Here is a 25,677-nt window from a genome sequence, read left to right as displayed (position 1 = left end):
TTGCGCTCACAATATGCTCCTTGAAGAAGAATCGGGAAAAACGTCAGGCGGCCGCGCTGGCCCGCGCCTGCAGCTGCGACAGCACCAAATGCGCCGACGACAGATTCGTTGCGCACGCCACGTTGTGCACGTCGCAGGCGCGCACCAGGGCGTTGATGTCCGGCTCGTGCGGCTGCGGCGTCATCGGGTCGCGCAGGAAAATCACGCAATCGATCAAGCCTTCCACCAGCAGCGAGCCGATCTGCAAGTCGCCGCCGAACGGGCCCGAATGCTTGCGCTCGACGGCCAGGCCCAGCTCGTTGATCAGGCGGCCGCCCGTGGTGCCCGTGGCCGACAGTTCGCAGCCCTGCAAAAAGTCCAGGTATTCGCCCGCCAGGGTAATCATGTCATCTTTTTTCTTGTCGTGGGCAATCAGGGCGATGCGTGTTTTCATGGTGCGGACCATTTCAGTGAGTGAAGGAATTATTTCTTTTTCGACAGCAAGTAAATACCGGCCAATACCAGGCTGGTGCCAGCCAGTTGCCAGTTGGTGATCGGTTCGTCGAGGATCATGGCACCGAGGAACAGGGTCGACACGGGGCCGATCATGCCCGCCTGCGAGGCGACGGGCGCGCCGATGCGCTCGACGGCGATCATCGTCATGAAGACGGGCATCACCGTGCAAAAGATGCCATTGAGCAAGGACAAGCCATACACGGGCATGGGCTGGATCAGCAGTTCGACGGGGCGCAGGATGAAAAATTGAGCGATGCAGGCAAAGCTGGCCACGCACATCGCGTAGCTGACCAGGCGCATCGAGCCGATGCGTTTCACCAGCTCGCCCGAGCCCAGCAGATACACGGCATACGAACAGGCCGAGCCCAGTACGAGGGTGGAACCGAGCGCCACATTGCTGGCGCCGCCCTGCAAGTCGTGCACGAACACCAGCACGATGCCGCAATACGAAGTGAGCAAGGCCAGCCATTGCAGGCGGCTGATGCGCTGCTTGAAGTACACGGTGGTAATCAGCAGCACGAAGGTGGGCGTGAGAAACAGGATCAGGCGCTCGAGCCCCACGGAAATGTATTGCAGGCCCAGGAAGTCCAGATAGCTGGACAGGTAATAGCCGACCAGGCCCAGCCCGACGAGGCGCCAGCGGTCGCTGTTTGATAACGGCGGCTCCGTGCGCATCTTCCACCAGGCGATGACGGCGAACACGGGCAGCGAAAAGATCATCCTGAAGGCGATCAGGGTGACGGCGTCGATCTGGTAGCGGTACAGCAGCTTGGCGACGATGGCCTTGGTGGAAAACAGCACCGCCCCGCCCACGGCGATGGCCAGGCCACCGAGATAGACGGAACGGGGAATAGATGGAGGGGTTGCTTGCGGGGAACTGGAGCTCATGCCCAGATTGTAATGGCAAAAGCGAAAGGCGGCGTGGGTGGGGCGTAGGTCGGGCGTAGGTCGGGTTAGCCCAAAGGGCGTAACCCGACACCACCGCAACGTAACCCGCCCCCCATCCCCGCCAACCATGTTGTCGGATTACGCGCGGCATCGCCGCGCTAATCCGACCTACCCTTTACGCCACCACCACCGCCGCCGCGCCCGCCGTCACTGTGGCCGTCGTCACGCGCGCAATCACGTTCGACGGCGCCGCCGTGCCGATCAGTTTATTCACCTGCTTGAACTGCGCCACCAGCTTGCCTGGCGTCAAGGTCACCACCGTGTAGCCCTGCGCATCCGTATTCAAATGCTTGATCCACGGATTGTTGCCAAGGCCGGACAATTGCTGCGCCAGGCCCAGCAGGGTCACGCTGAAGTCAGTGCTCGCTTTCAAGCCAGCCTGCACGGCAGAGACCGTTGCGTCGAGCTGCGCTTCCGGCACGCCCTTGGCGGCCAGGGCGCCGCGCAGTTGCACGCGCAACTGCTCCAGCAGGCTGTCGACGGTGGGCGCCGTCTTGCCCATGGTGTAGTCGAGCAGGTTGACGTCGAGGTTGACCGTGCCCAGGCCCGTGACGGGAATGGCCAACGGATAACTGACGAGAGTGCCGATGTCGCCCATGGCGGCAGCGGCCGACTTCAGGTAGCTGAAAAAGGAATCCGAGCTGACGCCGGCCGAGACCAGGTCCACCATGACGGGCGTGCCGCCGCCGGCCGCGTCGAAGTCGTCGCTGACCGTGCCGGCAAAAAACGAGTGGATATCGCCGGTAATGGCGACCACGTTGCCGATGGCGTTGTTTTTCAGATGCGCCATCAAATTCTTGCGCTCGCTGTTGTAGCCATCCCACTGGTCGCAATTGAGCAGGAAGCGCGTGAAGAACGGCGCCAGCGCCGCTTGCTGGCCCGACGCGGCGACAAAGCTGGACGCCGCGCCCTTGGCCTGCACATCGGGCTTGATCCAGCCGAAGGCGATCACTTGCGCGGCGGCCGCAGGCGTGGCGCTGTTGTAGGCGGCCACCGTGATGCCGGCCTGGGCCGCGCTCAAGCCGGCGCCCACGGCAGCGGCGCCCTGCGCGCCGGCATTGGCTGCCGCGCCGGCAATCGCCATGGCCGCCGCTTGCGCCACGGACTGCGATGCACCGGCCGTCGAGGCGGCGACGATGCTTGAGGCCAGCGGCACGCTGCCGCCCACCAGCGGCAAGGTGCCGGCGATGGCCTGGCCCACGTTCGACATCGCGCTCAGGGCCAGCAAAGTGGCAATCGCATCCGTGCCATTCAAGCCCATGCGCAGCAGGGACACTTCATTGCCCCACAGCTTCCAGGTCGAGGTGGCCGCCTTCATCTTGCTTTTCCACCAGTCGCGCTGGGTGCTGCCCAGCATGCCGACGGCGCTCAGCGGATCGGCGCCAGCCTTGGCGGCGGCCGCCATTTTCTGCCCTTCCACGCTGTCGAACAGCGCTTGCGGCACCAGGTAGCGGCTGCCGATGCTGCCCAGCGGCTTGCCCGTGGCGGGGTTGATCGTCGATTCGGCGATCGCATGGTCGGCGCGGTACAGGCGCTCGTCCGTCATCACCAGCTGCATCAGTTTGCCGAACTGGAAATCGCGGTAGATCTGGATGTTCTGAAACGTTGTCGCGGCGGCATCGAACGTGATGTCGGCCGGCATGTATTCGAACCATGCCTGGTTGGCGCTGCGGCGGCGGGCCGGCTGGTGCAGATCGCTGCCATCAAGCGCCACGATGCCTTCGTAGGTGGAGGCATCCTGCCAGGCGTCGTCCGTGAATTCATGGTCGTCCCAGATGGCGATGAAGGCAAAGCGCTCGTGCACGGCTTGCAGGCGCGTATCGGTGCGGTATTTCTTGTACAGGTAGCGGTAATCGGCCACCGTGGTCGCGTATTTCGCGCCGGAGGTGCCGCTTTTATACGTGCCGTCGGGCAATTTCAGCTGGTCGTGGCGGCTTTCCACGGCGCCGCTCTGGAAGGCTTCGCCCACCGTTTCATAGATGTAATCGCCCAGGTGGACGATGAAATCGAGCGATTCGTTGGCGGCGATGTGCGACAGCGCGCCCCAATGGTTGATGCTCCAGTCCTGGCACGTCAGGTAGGCGAACTGCAGCTGCGACACGTCGCTGGTCGCGGCGGGCGCCGTCTTGAAACGGCCCACGTTGGAGCGCACGTCGCCGGCGATGAACTGGTAAAAATACACCTGGCCCGGCTGCAGGCCCGTCACCTTGTGGCGCAGGGTATTGTCGAAATCGGCTTTCAGGGGCAGCTTGGCGTCGACGATGGGCGTGCCGGCCAGGGCCGTATTGCCGCCCAGGGCGGCCGTATTGTCGCTGGCGCTGACGATCAGGCGCACGGCCACGTCCGACTTGCCGGCCACGGCGGGCGCGACGGCGTCGAAACCGGCTGGCACGACGCGCGTCCACAGCATGGCGCTGTCGGCGCGCGGATCGCCCGAGGCCACGCTTTGCGGGAATTTCCAGTCGCTGCCCGAGGCCAGCGGCACGCCAGGATCGCTGTGATCGGTGCTGCCGCAGGCGGCAAGGCCGACGGTGGCCACGGAAACCGTAATAAAGCCGCCCAATTTCAGAAATTGCCGCCTGTCCATTTGACTTGCCATGATGTCGCGCCCTCGATATGGTGAAAGCGCGTCACTTTAGCAACAGATTGTGTCATCCTGATGACGGAGCCATGCCGCTTCGCAGGGGGCCGATATGCTAAAATGTCGGCCACAATTGAACACCCGTCTAAGGAAGATTCGACATGGCAGGACATAGCAAATGGGCCAATATCAAGCATAAAAAGGCTGCCACCGATGCCAAGCGCGGCAAAATCTGGACGCGCCTGATCAAGGAAATCACGGTCGCGGCCCGCATGGGCGGCGCCGACGCCATCACCAATCCGCGCCTGCGCCTGGCCGTCGACAAGGCGGCTGACGCCAATATGCCGAAAGACAACGTCCAGCGCGCGATCAACCGCGGCAGCGGCGGCGTCGATGGCGCCAACTACGAAGAAGTGCGCTACGAAGGCTACGGCGTGGGCGGCGCGGCCGTCATCGTCGAATGCATGACCGACAACAAGGTCCGCACGGTGGCCGAGGTGCGCAACGCATTCAACAAGAATGGCGGCAACATGGGCAACGAAGGCTCCGTCGCCTTCATGTTCCAGCACTGCGGCCAGCTGCTGTTCGCGCCGGGCACCGACGAAGACAAGCTGATGGAAGCGGCCCTGGAAGCGGGTGCCGACGACGTCATCGCCGATGAAGAAGGCGGCTTCGAAGTGGTCACGCCCGTGCACGATTTCGCCGCCGTCAAGGAAGCGCTGGAAGCGGCCGGCTTCAAGGCCGAAGTGGCCGAAGTCATCATGAAGCCGGCGACGGAAACCGTCTACGCGGGCGACGACGCCGTCAAGATGCAAAAACTGATCGATGCGCTGGAACTGCTGGACGACGTCCAGGAAGTCTTTACGAATGCCTTGATCGAAAACTAAGCAAAAATATGCTGTACACCTCAAGGGCGGCACCGCCGCCCTGCAACCCACACTGAACGAACGGTCCCTATGAAAATTCTGGTAGTCGGCTCTGGCGGCCGCGAACACGCCCTGGCCTGGAAACTGGCCCAGTCCGAACGCATACAGATGGTGTATGTCGCACCGGGCAACGGCGGCACCGCGCGCGATGCGCGCCTGGTCAATCTCGACATCAGCGACCCGCAATTGCTGGCCGACTTCGTTCAGCAGGAACACATCGGCCTGACCGTCGTCGGCCCGGAAGTGCCGCTGGCGGCCGGCATCGTCAACCTGTTCCGCTCGCGCGGCCTGAAAATCTTCGGCCCGACCAAGGAAGCGGCACAGCTGGAGTCGTCGAAGGACTTCGCCAAGGCCTTCATGCAGCGCCACGGCATCCCGACGGCCGCCTACCAGACGTTTTCCGACGTCGCTCCCGCGCATGCCTACGTCGACGCCATGGGCGCGCCGATCGTCATCAAGGCCGACGGCCTGGCCGCCGGCAAGGGCGTCGTCGTTGCCATGACCCTGGAAGAAGCGCACCAGGCGGTCGACATGATGCTGTCCGATAACCAGTTCGGCGACGCCGGCGCGCGCATCGTCATCGAGGAATTCCTCGCCGGCGAAGAAGCGAGCTTCATTGTCATGTGCGACGGCAAGAACATCCTGCCGCTGGCCACCAGCCAGGATCACAAGCGCCTGAAGGATCACGACCAGGGCCCGAACACGGGCGGCATGGGCGCGTATTCGCCAGCGCCGATCGTCACGCCGGCCATGCATGCGCGCGTCATGCGCGAAATCATCAATCCGACCATCCAGGGCATGGCCAAGGACGGCATCACGTTCACGGGCTTCCTGTACGCGGGCCTGATGATCGACGACAAGGGCACGCCGAAGACGCTGGAATTCAACTGCCGCATGGGCGACCCGGAAACGCAACCCATCATGGCGCGCCTGAAGACCGACCTGGTCACCGTCATGGAACACGCCGTCAACGGCACGCTCGACGCAGTGGAACTGGAATGGGACCGCCGCACGGCCGTTGGCGTCGTCATGGCCGCCGCCGGCTACCCTGACGATCCCGTCAAGGGCACGCCGATCGGCGACATCCCGGCCGAAACGCCGGACGCCGTCACCTTCCATGCGGGCACCCGCATCGACGGCGAACGCCTGGTCACCAACGGCGGGCGCGTGCTGTGCGTGGTGGGCCTGGGCGACAGCATCAAGATGGCGCAGAAGCAGGCATATGAAACCGTGGAAAAAATCCATTTCGACGGCGCGCAGTACCGCCGCGACATCGGCTGGCGCGGCCTGAAGCACTAAGCACCCAGCACGCCGCTTTGCGGCAAACGGCGGGGCCGGCGCGGAAGTCATCCGCCCCGGCCCCGTTCGTATTGGCGCGCCGGGAAAACCGGCGTTGCGCTAAGATGCAGCCCATGTCCAGCCCCAGCCAACTCCACCCCGCCCTCGCCCAGGTGCGCCAGCTCGGCCTGATCACGGACGATGAACTCGACGACGCCATCGCCGAACTGGACATTATCGAACTGCAACGCAGCCATAACGAAGAAGAGGATATCGACGTGCCGGAGCTGGCCGCTGACGCGGGGCTGGTCGACACACTGGCATGGCTGCTGCTCACGGACCTGCTGCCGCAGCACGGCTTCCTGCAGCGGGTGCGCGACCTGCCGCGCCAGCATGACGGCGCGGCCCTGCTCGAGCGCCAGCAACTGGCCGCCGACGCGCTGCGGCAAGTCAACCGCCAGGCCATCGACACCCTGTACGACGAGGACCTGATCGACCAGTGGCAGCGCGACGCCGCGCACGCCAGCTTGCCTGCGGACCGCCTGCTCGCCTCGCCGGTTGCCGCCCTGTGCGACATGCTCCGGCAAGGCACCTTGTCCGCGCCCCAATTTGAAGCGCTGCGCCTGCGCGCCCGCCAGCGCGGCTCGGAACTGGCCGTCATCATCGTCGACGCCGCCGCGCGCCAGACCCGCCGCGAGCTGCCCGCCCATGCGCGCCCGGGAACGTGGGTGAAGGCCGCGCTGATACTGCTGGTACTGGCCTTTGCGGCCAGCGCCATGATCAGCAAGCAAGTGCCCACTCCCGCCGCCGCCACCGCTGAGCAGGGCGCCGAACGGCATGACCTGCAGCAGCGCGCCGCGCAGGCCGTGGAAAGTGCGCGCCTGCCCGGCGCCGGACCGGACCTGTCCGTCACCGTGGAGCAGGACGGCGCCGCGCCGCCGGCGCGCTGAACCACGGCGCACTTCCCGCGCCGGCGGTGATGATGGCATACTGCCGTTTTGCCACCAATGCGGGGAAACCATGGCCTGGAATGAAGGATACGTGTCGGATATCGAGTACACCAACGGTTTTTACAGCGACCTGAGTCCGCATCACCTCAATTTCAGCTGCATCCTCAACGGCATCGAACCGGTCCCCCTGGATCAACCCTACACCTACTTTGAACTGGGCTTCGGGCGCGGCCAGACGCTCAACGTGCTGGCCGCCGCCAACCCTAACGGCCAGTTCTACGGCAACGATTTCAATCCGGCACATGTCGCCGGCGCACGCACCCTGGCGGCAAAGGCACAGTTGGGCAATCTGACCCTGCTGGAGAACAGCTTTGAAGAATTGGCGCAGGGCCGCGTGGCCGATCTGCCGCAGTTCGACTTCATTACCCTGCATGGCATCTACACCTGGGTCAACCGGGAGAACCGCCAGCATATCGTCGACTTCATCGCGCGCTACCTGAAACCGGGCGGCATCGTTTCGCTCAGCTATAACGCCATGCCGGGATGGAGTTCCGCCCTGCCGCTGCAACGCCTGCTGCTGGAGTTTGCCGCCAGCTTCCCCGGCCGCAGCGACATGCAAATGCAGGCTGGCATCGCCTATGTGCAACAGTTGCAGAATCTGCAGGCTGGCTACATCGCGGACAATCCCGCACTCGCGCCGCGCCTCAATGCGCTCATCAACAGCGATCCCCATTACAGCGTGCATGAGTATCTGAACCAGGACTGGGAACCGCTGTACCACGCCGACGTGATGCGCGATGTGGCGCGCGCCAAGCTCGATTTTGCCGGCTCCGCCGACCTGCCTTTGGCCTTTCCCGAGCTGTACCTGAACGCCGACCAGCAAGCCACCATCGACTTGCTGCCCGATGCGGTCAGGCGCGAAACGATGAAGGACTATTTTCTCAATACCAGCTTCCGCAAGGACGTGCTGGTACGGGGCGCGCGCCGCATGGGGGCCGTGCGCCAGGCCGAATGTTACGCCGACGTGCACCTGGCCATGCTGGTACCGCGCGCAAAAATGACCTTTACCTTCCAGACCAAGGCGGGCGTCGTGACAGGCAACGAGCAGGTCTACGGCGCCGTCTGCGACGCGCTGGCCAACGGCCCGCATAGCCTGGCCGAACTGGCCGCACTGCCCTCCTTGCCCGGACAGAGCGTACAAAGCCTGGCGGAGGTGGCGGCCATGCTCGTCACCGGCGGCCAGGTCGTGATGTATTTCCCGAGTCAGGCGCACGCCGACAGCGGCGACGCAGCCGCGCGCCGCCTGAACCGGACCGTCGGCGCGCAGCAGCGCTACGGCGACGACTACCGCATCCTGTGCTCGCCATTGACAGGCAGCGGTATCGATACGGAATTCATCGACCGGCTGCTGTTTTCGCTGCTGACCCAGGAGCGGGAGCAGCCGGACCTGACCACCCTGCAGGCGCAGGCGGCCACCGCCATGGCGCGCTGCGGGCGCCGCCTGCTCAAGGATGGCGCTGCATGCGCCGACGAGGCGGCGCACCAGCAGCTGCTCAACGCGGCCATCGAGGAATTCATGCGGGACACGCTGCCCGTGCTGCAGCAATTGCGCGTGCTGTAGAAGGCGCTGGCCGCGGACGGTGTGCGCGGCCGGCCCAAAACCACAGCGCAAGCGCCGCCCTATCACAAAAACGCGTAACAGGGTACAATCCGTCCTTACTTTTTTATTTCGGCCTCGTCGGCCCACGCGATGTCGTCAACTCCCTCTCCTTCGGCCGTCAAGGCTTATTTGCTCGATTTGCAAAGCCGTATCGTGCAGGCGCTCGAAGCGCAGGACGGCAAGCCCTTCCTGACCGATGCCTGGCAGCGCCCCGAGGGCGGCGGCGGCATTTCGCGCCTGATCGAGGAAGGCAATGTGTTCGAGCGGGGCGGCGTGAATTTTTCGCACGTCACCGGCGCCGCATTGCCGCCATCGGCCGCGGCCGCGCGCCCTGAACTCGGTGGCAAGGCATGGGAAGCGATGGGCGTGTCGCTGGTGCTGCATCCGCGCAATCCCTACGCGCCCACGGTGCACATGAATGTGCGCTTTTTCAGCACCGTGAATACCGATGGCGAACCCGTATGGTGGTTCGGCGGCGGCATGGACCTGACGCCGTACTACGGCGACGCGGGCGACGTGAAGCACTTTCACCAGGTGTGCCATGACGCGCTGGCGCCGTTCGGCGGCGAACTGCATCCGAAGTTCAAGCAGTGGTGCGACGATTATTTCTACCTGAAGCACCGGCGCGAAGCGCGCGGCGCCGGCGGGATCTTCTTCGACGATTTCAACGCCCTGGGCTTTGACGACAGCTTTGCCATGCTGCGCAGCGCAGGCGACGCCTTCATCGACGCCTATGTGCCGATCCTGGCGCGCCGCAAGGACACGCCGTACGGCGAACGCGAACGCGATTTCCAGTGCTACCGGCGCGGACGCTATGTCGAGTTCAACCTGGTGTTCGACCGCGGCACCCTGTTCGGCCTGCAATCGGGTGGACGCACCGAGGCGATCCTGATGTCGATGCCGCCCGTGGTCAAGTGGCGCTATGACTGGCATCCGGAGGCGGGCAGTCCCGAAGCGGCGTTGTATACTGACTTCCTCGTGCATCGCGACTGGCTGCAGGCGTGAAGGAAAGTGGTACGGCATGCGTGGCGCTACTCGGTGGCAGCTACGATCCGGTGCACATGGGCCACGTCGCGCTGGGCACGCATTTTTCCAGCCTGCTGCACGCCGACGAACTGCGCGTGATTCCGGCCGGCGCGCCCTGGCAAAAGAGCAAGCTGGGCGCCACCGGCCAGCAGCGCGCCGAGATGGCCAGCCTGGCCTTTGCCGGCCTGCCCCTGCCTGTGGTGATCGACCGCCAGGAAATCGAGCGCAGCGAACATGGGCAGGCCAGCTACACCATCGATACCTTGCGCCAGGTACGCGCCGAGCTGGGACCGCGCGCTTCCATCGTTTTCCTGATGGGCGCCGACCAGCTGCAGCGGCTCGCGACATGGCGCGAATGGCAGCAATTATTTGAATACGCGCATATCTGCGTCGCGGCCCGCCCCGGCTTCGCGCTGAATGACACAGCAGTACCGCGAGTGGTCGCCGACGAGTTTTCGCGCCGCCTGGGGTCTCTGAAAAGCATCCGCAACACGCCGCACGGTCTGACTTATCTGGCACAGGACTTCGCGGTGGATATCTCCGCCACCGAAATACGTGCGGCATTACAACGGGGGAATCGGGCAAACTCGCTTCTTTCCCCGCTAGTGCTAGACTATATTGAACAACATAATTTATACAAAAGCTAAATGGACATCAAAAAACTGCAAACCCTCGTCGTTGACGCCCTGGAAGACGTCAAAGGCCAAGACATCGCCGTCTTCGAAACGAGTCATCTGACCAGCCTGTTCGACCGCATCGCGATCGTCTCCGGTACCTCGAACCGTCAAACCAAGGCGCTGGCCGCCTCGGTGCGCGACAAGGTCAAGGACGCCGGCGGTCAAATCATCGGCATGGAAGGCGAGGAAACCGGTGAATGGGTGCTGGTCGATCTGGGCGACATGATCGTCCACATCATGCAAGCGCCTATCCGCGCCTACTACCGCCTGGAAGAAATCTGGGGCGACACCCCGGTCAAGCTGGGCGCCGCCAAGCGCGCGCCGAAAAAAGCGGCCGGCGACGAGCCGAAAAAGGTCAGCGGCCATCTGGCGGCAAGCAAGGCCAATGTGGAAGCTTCGCCCGTGATCGAAAAGAAAGCGCCAGCGAAGAAAGCCACCGCTGCCACCGCCGCCAAGAAAGCCCCGGTGAAAAAAGCCACCGCTCCCAAAGCCGTCGGCAAGACCGTGAAAGTCGCGCCTACCAAGACCGAAGCAGCTGCCGTGAAAGCGCTGAAAGCGCTGCCGGAGAAAAAAGTGCGCGCCCCACGCGCGGCCAAGCCGGCAGCCGATGCCGCACCGGCAAAAACCGTGATCAAGCGTATCAAAAAAGTCGAAGCGTAAGCCTCGATGCAGCTCATCATCGCTGCGGTCGGCCATAAAATGCCGGCCTGGATAGAGACGGGCTTCGCGGAATACGCGAAGCGCATGCCGCCGGAATTGCGCATCGTGCTGAAAGAAATCAAGCCGGTGGAGCGCTCCGGCAGCAAGACCGCCGCCACGGCGATGGCGCTCGAACGCGAGCGCATCGAAGCCGTCCTGCCCAAGGGCGTGCGCATCATCGCCCTCGACGAACGCGGCAAGGATCTGACCAGCGTCGGCCTGTCGCAGCAATTGATGGCGTGGCAGCAGGATGGCCGCGACACGGCTTTCCTGATCGGCGGGGCCGACGGCCTCGATCCGCAACTCAAGGCGCGTGCCGAAGGCATGCTGCGCATTTCCAGCATGACCCTGCCGCACGGCGTGGTGCGCGTGATCCTCGCCGAGCAGCTCTATCGTGCCTGGTCGATCACGCAAAACCACCCCTACCACCGTGTCTGAACTCCCCCATGAAAACGGCTGATCACAAGATCTACCTCGCCTCCAAAAGCCCGCGCCGGCGCGAACTGCTGCGCCAGATCGGCATCGATTTCGAATTGCTGCTGCTGCGCAGCGACGGCCCGCGCGGCGCCGACGTCACCGAGGAAGTCCTCCCCGGCGAATCGGCGCTCGACTATGTCGCCCGCGTATCGAATGAAAAAGCCGCCTTCGCCTGGGACCTGGTGCGCCGCCGCCACCTGACCCCGCGCCCCGTGCTGGCGGCCGACACCACCGTCACCATCGACGGCGTCATCCTCGGCAAGCCGGCCGACCGGGCGGAAGCTGTGGCGATGCTGCAGCAGCTGTCGGGCCGCACGCACGAGGTGCTGACCTCGATCGCCGTGCACTACAAGGATTTCGCCGAACAGCGCACGCAGGTGTCGCAAGTGCGCTTCGGCGTGCTCTCGCCCGCCTCGATCGCCGCCTATTGCGCCACGCCGGAACCCTACGACAAGGCCGGCGGCTACGGCATCCAGGGCAGCGCCGCGCTGTTCGTCGAGCATATCGAAGGCAGCCATTCCGGCATCATGGGCCTGCCCCTGTACGAAACCGCACAGTTGCTACGGCTGGCAGGTTTGCCCCTGCCCTGATCCCGGGTATGATGTCATTCGTTGCCTCCACTCCCGCGCCCCCATGAACGAAGACATCCTGATCAATATCACGCCGCAAGAAACGCGCGTCGCCCTCATCCTGCAGGGCGCCGTACAGGAATTGCACATCGAGCGCACGCTCACGCGCGGCCTGGCCGGCAATGTGTACTCCGGCAAAGTGGTGCGGGTGTTGCCGGGCATGCAGTCGGCCTTCATCGACATCGGCCTGGAACGCGCCGCCTTCCTGCACGTGGCCGACATCTGGGAAGCGCGCGGCCACGACGGCCAGAACGCGACGCCGGCGCCGATCGAAAAAATTCTGTTTGACGGCCAGGTGCTGACGGTGCAGGTGATCAAGGACCCGATCGGCACCAAGGGCGCGCGCCTGTCGACGCAGATTTCCATCGCCGGGCGCATGCTGGTCTATCTGCCGCAAGACAAGCACATCGGCATCTCGCAGAAAATCGAAAAGGAAGCGGAGCGCGAACAGCTGCGCGTGCGCCTGCAAAGCCTGCTGCCGCCCGATGAAAAAGGCGGCTACATCGTGCGCACCATGGCCGAGGATGCGTCCGACGCGGACCTGAAGGCGGACGTCGACTACCTGCGCAAGACGTGGAGCACGATCACGCACGGCGCGCGCACGCGTCCCGCCACCAGCCTGCTGCACCAGGACTTGAGCCTGGCGCAGCGCGTGCTGCGCGACTTCGTCGGCGATGAAACGGCCACCATCCAGGTCGATTCGCGCGAAAACTATGTGAAACTGCGCGAATTCGCGGAAATCTACACGCCCAGCGAACTGACGCGCCTGCAGCACTACACAGGCGAGCGCCCCCTGTTCGACCTGTACGGCGTGGAAGAAGAGATCTTGCGCGCGCTGGGCCGCCGCGTGGATTTGAAGTCCGGCGGCTACCTGATCGTCGACCAGACGGAAGCGATGACCACCATCGACGTCAACACGGGCGGTTTTGTCGGCGGGCGCAATTTTGCCGACACGATTTTCAAGACCAATCTGGAAGCGGCGCACGCCATCGCGCGCCAGCTGCGCCTGCGCAATCTGGGCGGCATCATCATCCTCGACTTCATCGACATGGACAACGCCGAGCACCGCAACGCCGTGCTGGCCGAACTGAAACGCACCTTGTCGCGCGACCGTACCAAGGTGTCGGTGAGCAACTTCTCGCCACTGGGCCTGGTGGAAATGACGCGCAAGCGCACGCGCGAGTCGCTGGCCCACATCCTGTGCGAACCGTGCCCCGCCTGCGCCGGCAAGGGACAAGTGAAGACTTCGCGCACGATCTGCTATGAAATCCTGCGCGAACTGCTGCGCGAGGCAAAACAGTTCAACCCGCGCGAATTCCGCATTCTCGCCTCGCAGGAAGTGGTCGATCTGTTTTTGGAAGAGGAATCGCAGCACCTGGCCATGCTGGGCGACTTCATCGGCAAGAAAATCTCGCTGCAGGTGGAGAACGCCTACCACCAGGAGCAGTACGACGTCATTCTGATGTAGCCATGCCCGGCACCACCGCCTTCTGGCGCGACCCGGCCATGCCCCACGTGGAGAGCCGGCGCGCCTGCCACAGCCGCGCGTGCTACAAGCCGCACAGCCATCCCACGTTTTCCATCGGCGCCGTCGATTCGGGCGGCAGCATCTTTACGGGCAGCAAAGAGGGCAAGGTGGCTCTTGGCAATGGCAGCCTGGTGCTGGTGCCGGCTGGCTGCGTGCACGCCTGCAATCCCCTGCCTGACGCCGTCTGGAGCTACCAGATGCTGCATCTCGATGCGCAGTGGCTGCAAATCCACGTGCCGCGGCTGGATGCAAGCAGCGCCAGCGTACTGCACGAACCTGTCCTGTATGCGCAGTTCTGTGCCATGAATGCGCTGCTGTTCTCGCCCGCAGCCGCGGCCGCCAAGCAAGAGGCCCTGCTGGCCTTGCTACACGCCTGTGCCGATGCCGGCGGGGCAATCCCCCTCCCCTCGCACGCTGCCCGCATCCCGATGCAACTACGCCCGGTAGTGCAGCAGCTGCAGTCTCAACCGCTGGCCAGCCTGGCGCAACTGGCCGAACTGGCCGGCATGAGCCGCTACCAGCTGATCCGCGCCTTCCGTGCCGCCACCGGCATGACGCCGCATGCGTACCAGCTGAATCTGGGCGTCAACCGCGCGCGCAGCGACTTGCAGGCGGGCAACGCCCTGGCCGACATCGCCTGCGTGCTGGGGTTTGCCGACCAGAGCCACCTGCAGCGCGTCTTCAAGGCGCATGCCGGCATCACGCCGGGACGCTATCGCCGCTGAAGCGCCTGCAATTTTCTTCAATACAGACCGGAGCGTCCCCCCGCATACTCGCGCATCGCCATTGCCGGAGTCGCGTTTCATGCAGGATTTTCTCCTTATCGCCGCTGCCCACTTCCTCGCGCTGCTGTCGCCGGGGCCCGATTTTTTCCTCGTCGCCCGCAGCGCGCTGGCGCACGGCTGGCGCGGCGCCATGCCAGCGTGCATCGGCATCGCACTGGCCAATGGCGTGTTCATCGTGGCGGCGTTTGGCGGCGTCGCCGTGCTGCATCCAGGCAGTCCCCTGTTTATCGCCGTGCAATTGGCGGGCTGCGCTTATCTGCTGTACCTGGGCGGCCTATTCCTGCGCCATGCGGGCACCACGACGCTGACGGCAGCGCCGGCCGCCACGCCCGGCAAGGCGCACTGGCGCAACGGCCTGGGCATGGGTTTCCTGTCTGCCATCCTGAATCCGAAGAATGCGCTGTTCTACGTGAGTCTAGCGTCCGTCGTCGCCAGCCGGCAAACGGGCAGCGGCTCGGTCGTGCTGTATGGCGTGTGGATGGTGTGTGCGGTGCTGGCGTGGGACATGGCGGTGGCGCTGGCCATCGGCAATGGCGCGCTGCGGCAGCGCCTCGCGCGCGCCCTGCCATTGCTGGAACGGCTGTCGGGCGTGATGCTGATCGTGCTGGCGGTGCTGCTGCTGGTAAATGTCGCCAGCAGCAGTGTCTGACGGATCAGGCCGGCAGCGGATCCAGGTAAAAGACGGCGTACACTTTCAACGGCGTGGTTTCCGTCGCTTTCTCCGAGCGCACGACGGAGCAGTCGTCGGCAGCCAGGCTGCGCCAGTTCTGGATGCCGGCCTTGGCGAACATCGCGTGCGCGGGGGCATTCGCGGCCAAGTCCAGCACCAGGCAGGCGTTGCGCGGGCCGGCGCCGTAGTTGACGGCGCGGATCTCGATGCCGAAGGTTGTCATCCACGGTTCCCACAAGCCCTTTTCCTTGCCGGCCGCCATGCGCTCGAGCATGTCGCCAAAGCTCAAGCCTTTCTTGACGGTGCTGCGCAAGGCGGCCAGCGACGGCGCCAGGCGGGGATCGGGCTGCTTGTTGCCGGCGCGGATCTCGGCGATTGCCTTCAATTCCTTGATGATGGCTGCGTCGCGCTCCGTGTAGTCGCGCATGCGCGCGTAAAACTCGGCATCGAGGAAGGGATTGACGGTCAGTTTGGCGACGCCCTCTTCGCGGCGTTTCGGGGAAGGCGTGTTGGTTTTGGTCATGGCGGTAGAGGGCAAGAGAAACGATGAGGGGCGCCAGTTTAACATCATGGCGCGTCGGCGGCGGCGTTAGCGCCGCTTTAATGTTGCGCCTGGCGGGTGCGGGGCGGCCACTACGGCGCGCGCACCGGGCCGCATGAAGCCACGCCGTGGCCCGAACAGGAAGACGGCGCCGGCATACAGTCCCGCCAGGGGGAAGCGCACCTCCCTGAGCAACTGGTGGAAAATGGCGATCGACTGCGCGCGGGTGACGGGCATCTCGGCGCGCCACTGGCACAGCACGTCATGCACGAGGCTGGCATGGTAGGTGGCGGGCAAGCCCAGGTGCTGCGCGCCATCGGGCGTGCCCACATAAAACAGGCCGAGCACGCTGATACAGGGCGAACAGCCATCCCAGGCATAACCGGCACGGATGCGGATCGCCGATTCGCGTATCGTCACCCACTCGTTTTCAAATTCAATGCCTTCGAGTAGCGGCGAGCAATAACCATAGTCACTGCCCAGTGCATAGCGCCAGGCGCTGCCGGGCATGCCGAAATTCTTCGGCATCAGCGGCCTCCCTGCTGTGCATGCTTTTCCGTCGTCTGCATGGCGTTGTCTTGATTAATATCAATATCAAGATTTAAACATACTCTGGCAAAAGAAGGGCAACAAGTGGCAGGCTCAGGCGCGCGGCGGCGCCGTCGACTCGCGCACCACCAGCTCGGGCTTCAGGCGCACGTCGATCACCGGGGAGTCGGGCGAGGCGATGGTTTGCAGGATCAGCCGGGCCGCTTCCGTGCCGATGCCGTGGTGGCGGATGCGGATGGTGCTCAAAGGCGGACGGATCATATCCATGTAGGGCATGTCGTTGTGGCCCACCACGGAAATATCTTCGGGACAGCTCAAGCCCAGTTCGCGGATGGCGTCGTAGCAGCCGAGGGCCACCAGGTCGCTGCCCGTCACCACGGCCGTCGTTTGCGGCGACTGGCGCAGCAGTTCCAGCAGGGCCGCCTTGCCGCATTCGCGCGAATAGCCGCTGCTTTCAAAGACGAACGCTTGCGAGGGGTCGAGTTCGCTGGCCTGGATGGCGGCCAGGAAACCGAGACGGCGCACGTGGCCCGTGGACAGGTTTTCCGGGCCGGCAATGTGCGCGATATGGCGGTGACCGAGCGCCAGCAAGTGTTCCACGGCCAGGCGCATGCCGACCACGTCGTCGCTGACGACGCAGGAAGCGACGCCCGTTTCGTCGCTGCGGTTGACGGTCACGACGGGCACATTCTGGTCGATGCACATCTTGATGACGGGATCGTCGCGCCGTGCGGTAGCCAAAATCAGGCCATCGACCTGCTGCCCCAGCAGGCGGTTGATGACGAACAGCTGCTCTTCCTCGTCGGCGCCCACATTGGCGACGATGGCCAGGTAGCCATGCTTGCGCAAGCCCTCTTCGATGCCCAGCAAAATCGGCGGGAAAACAGCGTTGGTGATGTCGGGCAAGACCACGCCGATGATGCGCGACTTGCGCGTGACGAGGGTCGAGGCGGCGCGGTTCGGCCGGTAGCCGAGGCGGCCCGCTTCGGCCAGCACGCGCGCGGCCACCTCGGCGCTGACCATTTGCCGCGTTGCCGGGTTCATCACGCGCGACACGGTGGAAAAGTGCACGCCGCTGGCCCGCGCAACGTCGCTTAAGGTGGGGTTCTTGTTTGTCATGGGCTTCCCGGATCGCAATACTGTGATTTTATCGTAAAAATTCCCCATTTCGTCAAAAACCGAGCAAACGCTTGCATTGAAATAAAGCCGTTGCCCAAAGCGGTTTTGGTACGCTTAAGTACATTCCAGCCTTGACAGCGTGCAAACGCTTGCATACCATGGCTCGGACTTACCACTCGGGCCTGGTTGCCCCTCCCAGAATTCCTATGTCTACTTCGCACAGCAAGCATGCCGAACAGAACGGCGAAACCTTCAACCTGAAAGAAGCCGCCCTCGCCTATCACGCACAACCCCGCGCAGGCAAGATTTCCGTCACGCCCACCAAACCACTGGGCGACGCCCGCGCCCTGACCCTGGCGTACTCGCCGGGCGTGGCCTTCGCCTGCGAAGCCATCGTGGAAGATCCGCGCACGGCCGGCACCTACACGTCGCGCAGCAACCTGGTGGCCGTGATCACCAATGGCACGGCCGTACTGGGCCTGGGCGATATCGGCCCGCTGGCCAGCAAACCGGTGATGGAAGGCAAAGCTTGCCTGTTCAAGCAGTTCGCCGATGTCGATGTGTTCGACATCGAGCTGGCCGAGAACGACCCCGACCTGTTCATCGACACTGTGGTGCGCATGGAGCCGACCTTCGGCGGCATCAACCTGGAAGACATCAAGGCGCCCGACTGCTTCTACATCGAACAGCAATTGCGCAAGCGCATGAACATTCCCGTCTTCCACGACGACCAGCACGGCACGGCCATCATCGTCGCGGCCGGCATCCTGAACGGCCTGGAGCTGGTGGGCAAGGATATCGGCAATGTGAAAGTGGCCGTCTCGGGCGCCGGCGCGGCCTCGATCGCCTGCCTGGACTTGCTCGTCTCGCTGGGCCTGAACAAGTCGCTGCTGAAAGTGTGCGACAGCCAGGGCGTGATCTACCCGGGCCGCGATGCCAACATGGAAGAGAACAAGGCGCGCTACGCGAACGATACGAGCGACCGCGACCTGGCCGACGCCATGGTCGGCGCCGACATCTTCATCGGCGTCTCGAAGGGCGGCGTGGTCAGCGCACAGATGGTCGAATCGATGGCCGCCAAGCCTTTGATCTTCGCCCTGGCCAATCCGCATCCGGAAATTGCCCCGGAGAAAGTGCACGCCGTGCGCGACGACGCCATCGTGGCGACGGGCCGCTCGGATTATCCGAACCAGATCAACAATGTGCTGTGCTTCCCGTACATCTTCCGCGGCGCGCTCGACGTGGGCGCCACCACCATCAATGAAGAGATGAAGCTGGCCTGCGTGCGCGCCATTGCCGCGCTGGCCAAGGAGCCGTTGCCAGGCCACGAGAGCAGCGCCCTGACGCCGTTGCAACTGATCCCGTCACCGTTCGACGAGCGTCTGCGCAGCTGGGTCGCGCCTGCCGTGTCCCAAGCGGCCATCGCTACCGGCGTAGCCACGCGCGTGCCGGCTACCGCCTGATGCGCAAGGCAAGGCCCGCCTTGCCTTGACAAAATTACAGCAAGTTACCATTGCTTACAAAAAAACCATGGCCAAAAAAACCATGGTTTTTTCGTTTCTGCCCGTGGAGACACTCAAATCCTTATTTAATAAGCAGATACTATGCGGGCATTCTTGCATGAACCTTCGATTACAATGGCGACTACTTTATGTTGCTACAGTTGCCAGTATGGCGATAATACGCATTACCAAGGATATTCATGCTCGGCCTGACTTCTGTTTGTGTTTTTCTTTTTTCTGCATTGTCATTGGCTGTGACCAGCGGATATTCATGGGGCGCCGTGGCCCTTCTGCTTGCGAGTACCTGTCTGCTATGGAAACGCCCCCGCCTGAACCTGCAGCGCCGGGATTATCTGCTGCTGGGCACGCTGCTATTGTATTTCTTCGTTTTCACGGCGAACATGCTGTATCACGCTGATCCAACGCGCGAACTCGACATGCCACTACGTGCGCTACTGGCCACACCGGTACTGCTGTTACTACTTGCCTATCCACCTCGCCCCGCAGCGTGGTGGGGTGGCGTTGCCATCGGCGCCATCTGCGGTGCCGCTTTAGCTTCCTGGCAAATTCTCGTGCTGGAGATGTACCGTCCACAAGCGGCCACCAGCAATGCCATTCACTATGGCAACGTCAGCATACTGCTTGGCATGCTATCGTTGTGCGGCCTGGACTGGGCACGCACGCAGAGCCGTCACCTGGCATGGAGCATGTTATTGCTGGCCGGTGGACTGACTGGCATCGTGGGATCCATCATCAGCGTCAGCCGCGGAGGTTGGCTGGCACTTCCCGTCTGCGCCTGTCTTTTTCTATACCACTACTCGAAAGGCCGCGGAGCACGCTACGTGGCCGCCCTGCTGAGCGCACTCCTGGCCGTGTCCACACTGGCTTATACGCTTCCGAACTCGCGCGTACCTGAACGCATAGCAATAGCGATGAGTGAAATAGAACAGTTTCAGGACAGCGACACGGTGACCACATCCATCGGCCAGCGCATCGAAATGTGGCGTACCGCATGGGCTCTTTCCGATGAGCATATCTGGCTTGGCATGGGGCGCAGCGGCTACCTTGCCGCCAAGCAAACGCTTGCGGAGGGGGGCAAAATGGACGCCAGCATCAAAGACTACACCAACGCCCACAATGATTACCTCGATGCACTCGTCAAACGCGGCATCGTCGGCGTACTGGCCTTATTGGCGCTCTTCCTCGTGCCGTTGGCTCTGTTTGTGCGAGCACTGCGTCACGGCCCTGGCAGCGCCAGGCCGTTCGCGCTGGCCGGCGTGGTGCTATGCACCTGCTACCTGATTTTTGGCCTTACGACGAGCTCGCTCACCCTGAATATCGGCATCATCATGCTGGTCTTCCCGATGGTGATATTGTGGGCCCTGTTGCGCCAGCAAGAGCGCACCGCTTGAGCTCGTTTTTCGCCTGACCGTTTTTGCTGCCCCCTGCAAGGAATCATACCGATGCTCACGCCCGACCTGAAGCGCCTTACCGCGCTGCACGCGCCCTATAAGAAACACCTGGCCCTGGCCCTGCTGGCGATGGTCGTCACGGCGGGCACGGAACCGCTGCTGCCGTATGCGCTCAAGCTGCTGCTCGACAATGGTTTTGGCGGCAAAGTGCGTTTTTCCTTCTGGCTGGTGCCGCTGATCGTCATCGGCATCTTTGCCATCCGCGGCGCGTCGACGTTTGCCAGCAGCTACCTGATGAGCTATGTCTCCACGCGCATCCTCAACGAATTGCGGCGCCGGATGTTTGCCAGCATGCTGAACTTGCCCATCGACTTCTACAACACGCACACCGTGGGCAAGGTCATCAACTCCATCATGTTCGAGGTGCAGCAGATCATCGAGATGGTGACCAAGGTGTTTACCTCGATCGTGCGCTCCTCTCTGACCGTGCTGGGCTTGCTGGCATGGCTGCTGTACCTGAACTGGGCACTGACCCTGGTGACCCTGGTGCTGCTGCCCGTGCTGACCATCGTCGTGCGCACCACGGGCAAGCGCCTGAAAAAACTCAACCGCGACTCGCTGGCCGTCAATGCCGAGCTGACCCAGGTCATCGAAGAAACCACGCGCGCGCAGCAAGTGATCAAGATCTTCGGCGGCCAGGCCTACGAAAAAGCGCGCTTCGAAGAGCGCGCCGAACAATTGCGCCGCTACAGCATGCGCATGACCACGACCTTTTCCGCCACCGTGCCCATCACGCAGGTAATTACGGCCGCCGCCGTGGCCCTGGTCATCGTGATGGCCCTGTTCCAGTCGGAGCAGGGGCAGATCACGGTCGGCGGCTTTGTATCCTTCATCACGGCCATGCTGATGCTGCTGACGCCGTTGAAGCAACTGGCCGAAGTCAACGGTCCCCTGCAACGCGGCATGGCCGCCGCCGAAGAAGTCTTTTTGCTGATCGACAAGACACCGGAACGCACGGGCGGCAAGCCGCTGGCCGGCCGCAGCAAAGGCCGCATCGAGTTCAAGGACGTGAGCTTTGCCTACCCCGGACATCCGGAACCGGCCCTGCGACACATCGACCTGAACATCGCGCCGGGACAAACGGTCGCCTTTGTCGGCATGTCCGGCGGCGGCAAATCGACCCTGGTCAGCCTGCTGCCCGGCTTTTACTCGGTCAGCAGCGGTGAAATCTTGCTCGATGGACAGAATATCGATGCCATCGCCTTGACCAGCCTGCGCAGCCAGATCGCCATGGTCAGCCAGCAGGTGGTGCTGTTCGACGATACCCTGGCCGCCAATATCGCGTATGGCGATGCGGCCCCGGACCGGCAGCGCATTGAGGCGGCCGCCGCGGCAGCCTTCCTGTCGGACGTCATCGACGGCTTGCCCGACGGCCTGGAAACGCGCCTGGGCGACAATGGCTCGCGCCTGTCCGGCGGCCAGCGCCAGCGCGTGGCCATTGCCCGCGCGATCTACAAGGATGCGCCCATCCTGATTCTCGATGAAGCCACCTCGGCACTGGATACGGAGGCGGAACGGGCCGTGCAAGCGGCACTGGAACACCTAATGCAAGGAAAAACCACCTTAGTTATTGCTCATCGCCTATCAACAATTGAACGGGCGGACCGTATCGTGGTATTGTCACATGGGAAAATAATGGAAACCGGCAGTCACCAGCAATTATTGGACGCCAACGGCGCCTATGCCAATCTGCACCGCCTGCAATTTTCCCAGCAAGTGGCATGACACCATCCCACCCAGTGGTATGACACCATCGAATGAATACCTGAAATCGTACTGATACATGACGCCCTTGATTCCCGCCGAACTGCTACAAAAGTCGGACAAAATTCTGTTCATCGCCCATCTGGCGCTGGGAGACTTCACCTACCTGCAAAACGGCTTCCGCGCCTTTGCCGCGGCCTACCCGCATATCCAGATCCACCTGTGGGTCGATGAAGTCCGACGCACGTCCGACGCCAAACAATGGGAAAGCTTGCGCACCTATTCGCTGTATGACTGGGTGGAACAGTCGGGCCTGTTTTCCAAGGTGTACCGCAAGACTTACAGCCCCGCGCTGTACGAAGAGTCGCTGCGCGAAGCCAAGGCGGAGCACTATCCTGTCGTCGTGTCGCTGGCCCACGTACGGCCACAGCAATATGCGGACCTCGCCCGCGCGATCAGCCCGCACGGGCTGGTGATCGGTACGCGCAAGCCGTTCAGCCCCTTGCGCCCCTGGCATTACCTGGCCTACCGCAAGATCGATGCCGTGCTGGCCTCGTATGCGGGACAGGATGCCGGCGAACACCATATCAGCAGCGTGTATGCGGACTGGTTCCATCAATTGACGGGACTCGACATTCCCGTGGCCGAACGCTATCCCTTCGTGCACATTCCCGAGCACGCATTGCAGCAAGCGCAGGAGCAGCTGGCCGCCTGGGGCTTTGCCCCGCGCCAGGGTCCGCTCGTGCTATTGAACCCGTTTGCCAAGTCGCACAAGCGCGGCTGGCCCCTGGAGCGCATTGCCGAGCTGATCACGCGCATGCAAGCGATGCCGAAATGGCAGCATGCCTGCTTCCTGATCAATGCCATGCCGCAGGAACTGGCCAAGGTGGATGCCGTCGTGCAGGCGCACAACTTGCCGCGTACGCAGGCCTTCAGTGCCGTCGACAACTTTTTCCAACTGCCGGCCATGCTGGCGCAATGCGACCTGATTATTTCGGTGGAAACATCGATCATGCATCTGGCAAACGCCGTGCATGTGCCCGTGGTGGCATTGATGCGCAAGAAGAATCCTGAATGGGCCCCCTTCGACAGCGCCAACAGCACCGTCATCACGGTGGCGCGGCGCAGCGACTGGGTCAAGGCGATTTCAAGCGATCAGGTATTGAAGGCGATCGCCTAGAGAACTCTTCCTCGGCTAGCCGGTGCCCAGCATGCTGATGCGCACCAGGTCGGCCACATTATCGACGCCCAGCTTGTCCATCAGGCGCGCCTTGTGCACTTCCACCGTGCGTACGGAAATACCGAGCGCCGGGGCGATATCGCGGTTGTGCTGGCCCGTCACCACCAACTGCATCACTTCGCGCTCGCGCGGCGTCAAGGCGCGCAGCAAGGCGAGCCCTTCCACCTGGCGCTGCAACTGGCCGCGCGCATGCGCCTCGCGTGAAAATGCTTCATCGATGGCGGTCAGCAGCTTGTCGTGGTCAAATGGTTTTTCCAGGAAATCGCTGGCCTGCGCCTTGAATGCCTGGCGTGCCAGGGCCACGTCGCCGTGCCCCGTGATGATGATGATGGGCAGCATGCATTTGAGCTCCAGCAAGCGGCGCTGCAGGCTCAGGCCATCCATGCCCGACATGCGGATATCGATCAGCAGACAACCGGCCCACTCGGGCCGCCAGCTGTGCAGGAAATCCTCGCCGCAGGAAAACAGCGCCGTGCGGTAGCCGCGTATGCCCAACAGCAAACCCAGCGCATCGCGCACGGCGGGATCGTCGTCCACGATAAACACCGTCAAATTACTTGTCACCATACTCTCCCCTGGCGCCCGCACTGGCGTGCGCCAGAGGCAGGATAAAACGAAACATACCATGCTTGCCCACTTCGGCCCATAGCTGGCCGCCATGCGCTTCGACGATGCTGCGGCTGAGTACCAGCCCCAGCCCCAGGCCGCTGGCCTTGGTCGAGACGAACGGTTCGAACAGGCGCGCGGCCAGGCTGTTGGAAATGCCGGGCCCGCTGTCTTCCACGGACAGGCGCAGCCGCCCGCCCTCGAGCGGCTCGGCCGACACCGTGATGCGGCGCTGGCCGCGCGGCTGGGCCATCACCGCATCCTGTGCATTGGCCAGCAAGTTACGCAATACCAGTTCGATTTGCAGGCGGTCCGCATTGACGGCCAGCGGCGACGGCGGCGCCAGTGCCAGCTCGATGCCATGCTCATGGAACAGCGGCGCGAACTGGCGCGCCAGGCCCTCGATCAAGGCGCTCGCCTGCACCGCCTCGAGCTGCATCGCGCCGGTACGGAAAAAGTCGCGCAGGCGGCGCACCACGTCTGCGGCGCGTCCCGATTCAACGATCATGTGCCCGATGGCGCCCTGCAGCAAGGCGCCGTTCTCGCCCCGTTCCAGCAGGTATTCGCACGCCTTGCCATAGGTCGACAAGGCCGTCAGCGGCTGGTTCAGCTCGTGCGCCAGGGCGGCCGCCATTTCGCCGGCCGCCGCCAGGCGCATCGTGTGCTTCAGTTCGTCGGCCACCTGCCGCATTTCATCGACGACGATGCCGATAAAAAAGCCCACCAGCGCCAGCACGGCGTCGAGCAGTTGCAATTCATAAAACTGTATATCGACGGCATGCGTCCATTTCACCAGGGTGATGATGCATAGCTGCAATACAAACACGGCCAGCACGGCGCCATGCAAGCCCTGGCGCGAGGCGGCCCAGATGACGGGGAGAAACAAAAAATAGAAATGCTTGTATTCGGAACGCACGATGGAACCGAAAACGCTCCACAGCACGAAGCAGGCCAGGGCCAGGTACGCCAGGGTTTCCCAGCGCCAGACGGCGGCATGCAGGCGCTCACGCCCCCGTTCGCTGAACAGCACCCAGATCAGCGGCATCGACACCAGCATGCCGACCGTGTCGCCGATGCCGAAACGCCAGACGGCCGTGCCCCATTCGGCGGACGGTATGCGCCCCGTGAGCGACAGCAATGAAATATAGCCGATTGCATTGAGCGCGGTGCCAAGCAGCACGATGAGAACCCAGGCGCTCAGGCGGCGCCGGTTGTCGAAGATGTCGCTGCTGCTGAAACTGCGGCGCAAGACTACGCCGATACCGCCATAGCCGAGCACCAGCCACGCCGAACAGAGCAAGGTCAGGGGCAGGCCAGCCGGCATGCCGCGCACCAGCACCTCGCCGGCCACCAGGGCGATGAACCATGGCAGCGCCGCCTTGCGGCCGTGGATCAGCCAAAATACCAGACCCAGCGCGGGGTCGGGATTCCACGGGGTGATGTTCAGCCCGTACATCGGGTCAATATACGTGGCCCAGTCAAACAGCAGGTACAGGCCGACAAAGGCGGGATACGGCAGGTAGCGGGACAGGAAGGGGCGCATAACGGTGTTTTTTAAACTGTTCCGCATTATGCATCGCAAGCGTGCGCCACGCCATGCCATCTTGCGTTATAG

Annotated in this window: 23 protein-coding genes and 1 pseudogene; 16 read left to right on the top strand and 8 right to left on the bottom strand. The window is 63.3% G+C overall.

Annotation, left to right across the window (positions count from 1 at the left end; translation table 11 throughout):
- Positions 1-43: 43 nt before the first annotated feature.
- From JAB8_RS00695 to JAB8_RS00685, 3 genes are all read right to left on the bottom strand, one after another.
- Positions 44-433 (bottom strand): methylglyoxal synthase, encoded by a 390-nt coding sequence (locus JAB8_RS00695; protein WP_070287924.1) that lies wholly within the window; start codon positions 431-433, stop codon positions 44-46.
- Positions 434-462: 29 nt separating this feature from the next.
- Positions 463-1,383, bottom strand: a complete 921-nt coding sequence (locus JAB8_RS00690) for an EamA family transporter (RefSeq protein ID WP_070287867.1) — start codon at positions 1,381-1,383, stop codon at positions 463-465.
- 175 nt (positions 1,384-1,558) lie between these two features.
- Complete coding sequence (locus JAB8_RS00685; protein WP_254679410.1) at positions 1,559-4,042, bottom strand: alkaline phosphatase D family protein; 2,484 nt, start codon at positions 4,040-4,042, stop codon at positions 1,559-1,561.
- A gap of 143 nt (positions 4,043-4,185) precedes the next feature.
- On the opposite strand from JAB8_RS00685, the gene JAB8_RS00680 reads away from it, so the two are divergent.
- From JAB8_RS00680 to JAB8_RS00625, 12 genes are all read left to right on the top strand, one after another.
- Positions 4,186-4,911, top strand: coding sequence for a YebC/PmpR family DNA-binding transcriptional regulator (locus tag JAB8_RS00680; RefSeq protein ID WP_070224399.1), 726 nt, complete (start codon positions 4,186-4,188; stop codon positions 4,909-4,911).
- Between the two features lie 69 nt (positions 4,912-4,980).
- Positions 4,981-6,249 (top strand): phosphoribosylamine--glycine ligase, encoded by a 1,269-nt coding sequence (gene purD / locus JAB8_RS00675; RefSeq protein ID WP_070287865.1) that lies wholly within the window; start codon positions 4,981-4,983, stop codon positions 6,247-6,249.
- A gap of 113 nt (positions 6,250-6,362) precedes the next feature.
- On the top strand, positions 6,363-7,178 hold the full coding sequence (locus tag JAB8_RS00670; protein ID WP_139142880.1) for a hypothetical protein: 816 nt from the start codon (positions 6,363-6,365) through the stop codon (positions 7,176-7,178).
- 70 nt (positions 7,179-7,248) lie between these two features.
- On the top strand, positions 7,249-8,799 hold the full coding sequence (locus JAB8_RS00665; protein WP_070287861.1) for a class I SAM-dependent methyltransferase: 1,551 nt from the start codon (positions 7,249-7,251) through the stop codon (positions 8,797-8,799).
- Between the two features lie 129 nt (positions 8,800-8,928).
- Positions 8,929-9,843 (top strand): oxygen-dependent coproporphyrinogen oxidase, encoded by a 915-nt coding sequence (hemF, locus tag JAB8_RS00660; protein ID WP_070224395.1) that lies wholly within the window; start codon positions 8,929-8,931, stop codon positions 9,841-9,843.
- Positions 9,840-10,511: a nicotinate-nucleotide adenylyltransferase gene (gene nadD, locus JAB8_RS00655; protein ID WP_265334685.1), complete on the top strand. Its 672-nt coding sequence runs from the start codon at positions 9,840-9,842 to the stop codon at positions 10,509-10,511. The genes hemF and nadD overlap by 4 nt, the downstream gene beginning before the upstream one ends.
- The gene (rsfS, locus tag JAB8_RS00650) at positions 10,512-11,201 is read left to right on the top strand and encodes a ribosome silencing factor (RefSeq protein ID WP_070224394.1); all 690 of its coding nucleotides are present in this window, start codon (positions 10,512-10,514) and stop codon (positions 11,199-11,201) included. It abuts the gene before it with no gap.
- 6 nt (positions 11,202-11,207) lie between these two features.
- Positions 11,208-11,678: a 23S rRNA (pseudouridine(1915)-N(3))-methyltransferase RlmH gene (gene rlmH / locus JAB8_RS00645; RefSeq protein WP_034747108.1), complete on the top strand. Its 471-nt coding sequence runs from the start codon at positions 11,208-11,210 to the stop codon at positions 11,676-11,678.
- An 8-nt stretch (positions 11,679-11,686) separates the two neighbouring features.
- Entirely contained in the window at positions 11,687-12,307 is a 621-nt protein-coding gene (locus JAB8_RS00640) for a nucleoside triphosphate pyrophosphatase (protein ID WP_070224393.1), read from the top strand.
- A gap of 43 nt (positions 12,308-12,350) precedes the next feature.
- On the top strand, positions 12,351-13,814 hold the full coding sequence (rng, locus tag JAB8_RS00635) for a ribonuclease G (protein ID WP_034747098.1): 1,464 nt from the start codon (positions 12,351-12,353) through the stop codon (positions 13,812-13,814).
- A 2-nt stretch (positions 13,815-13,816) separates the two neighbouring features.
- Positions 13,817-14,599, top strand: a complete 783-nt coding sequence (locus JAB8_RS00630; protein ID WP_070287859.1) for an AraC family transcriptional regulator — start codon at positions 13,817-13,819, stop codon at positions 14,597-14,599.
- A 79-nt stretch (positions 14,600-14,678) separates the two neighbouring features.
- Positions 14,679-15,308 (top strand): LysE family translocator, encoded by a 630-nt coding sequence (locus tag JAB8_RS00625; RefSeq protein WP_070287857.1) that lies wholly within the window; start codon positions 14,679-14,681, stop codon positions 15,306-15,308.
- Positions 15,309-15,312: 4 nt separating this feature from the next.
- On the opposite strand, the gene JAB8_RS00620 is transcribed toward JAB8_RS00625, so the two are convergent.
- From JAB8_RS00620 to JAB8_RS00610, 3 genes are all read right to left on the bottom strand, one after another.
- Positions 15,313-15,852, bottom strand: a complete 540-nt coding sequence (locus JAB8_RS00620; RefSeq protein ID WP_230502344.1) for a hypothetical protein — start codon at positions 15,850-15,852, stop codon at positions 15,313-15,315.
- A 66-nt stretch (positions 15,853-15,918) separates the two neighbouring features.
- Positions 15,919-16,398 (bottom strand): hypothetical protein, encoded by a 480-nt coding sequence (locus JAB8_RS00615; protein ID WP_070224388.1) that lies wholly within the window; start codon positions 16,396-16,398, stop codon positions 15,919-15,921.
- Positions 16,399-16,512: 114 nt separating this feature from the next.
- Positions 16,513-17,538, bottom strand: a complete 1,026-nt coding sequence (locus tag JAB8_RS00610; RefSeq protein ID WP_070224387.1) for a LacI family DNA-binding transcriptional regulator — start codon at positions 17,536-17,538, stop codon at positions 16,513-16,515.
- Between the two features lie 206 nt (positions 17,539-17,744).
- On the opposite strand from JAB8_RS00610, the pseudogene JAB8_RS00605 reads away from it, so the two are divergent.
- The 4 genes and pseudogenes from JAB8_RS00605 to JAB8_RS00590 form a co-directional block, all read left to right on the top strand.
- Positions 17,745-18,983: pseudogene (locus tag JAB8_RS00605) on the top strand (malic enzyme-like NAD(P)-binding protein); the annotation flags it as partial.
- A gap of 257 nt (positions 18,984-19,240) precedes the next feature.
- Positions 19,241-20,452, top strand: a complete 1,212-nt coding sequence (locus JAB8_RS00600; RefSeq protein WP_070287851.1) for an O-antigen ligase family protein — start codon at positions 19,241-19,243, stop codon at positions 20,450-20,452.
- Between the two features lie 51 nt (positions 20,453-20,503).
- A complete protein-coding gene (msbA, locus tag JAB8_RS00595) occupies positions 20,504-22,237 on the top strand; it encodes a lipid A export permease/ATP-binding protein MsbA (RefSeq protein WP_070287849.1) in 1,734 nt (577 codons plus the stop codon).
- A gap of 58 nt (positions 22,238-22,295) precedes the next feature.
- Positions 22,296-23,396, top strand: coding sequence for a glycosyltransferase family 9 protein (locus JAB8_RS00590; RefSeq protein WP_070224383.1), 1,101 nt, complete (start codon positions 22,296-22,298; stop codon positions 23,394-23,396).
- A 15-nt stretch (positions 23,397-23,411) separates the two neighbouring features.
- Here the strand turns inward: JAB8_RS00590 and JAB8_RS00585 are convergent, their stop codons facing one another.
- Positions 23,412-24,023 (bottom strand): response regulator, encoded by a 612-nt coding sequence (locus tag JAB8_RS00585; RefSeq protein WP_070287923.1) that lies wholly within the window; start codon positions 24,021-24,023, stop codon positions 23,412-23,414.
- Entirely contained in the window at positions 24,010-25,605 is a 1,596-nt protein-coding gene (locus JAB8_RS00580; RefSeq protein ID WP_070224382.1) for an ATP-binding protein, read from the bottom strand. Before JAB8_RS00580 ends, JAB8_RS00585 begins: the two co-directional genes overlap by 14 nt.
- Positions 25,606-25,677: the final 72 nt, after the last annotated feature.

This window comes from Janthinobacterium sp. HH106 (assembly GCF_001758725.1).
Lineage (GTDB): Bacteria > Pseudomonadota > Gammaproteobacteria > Burkholderiales > Burkholderiaceae_D > Janthinobacterium.
Note: the sequence above shows the minus strand (reverse complement) of the source record. Positions and strands in the feature narration are given on the sequence as shown.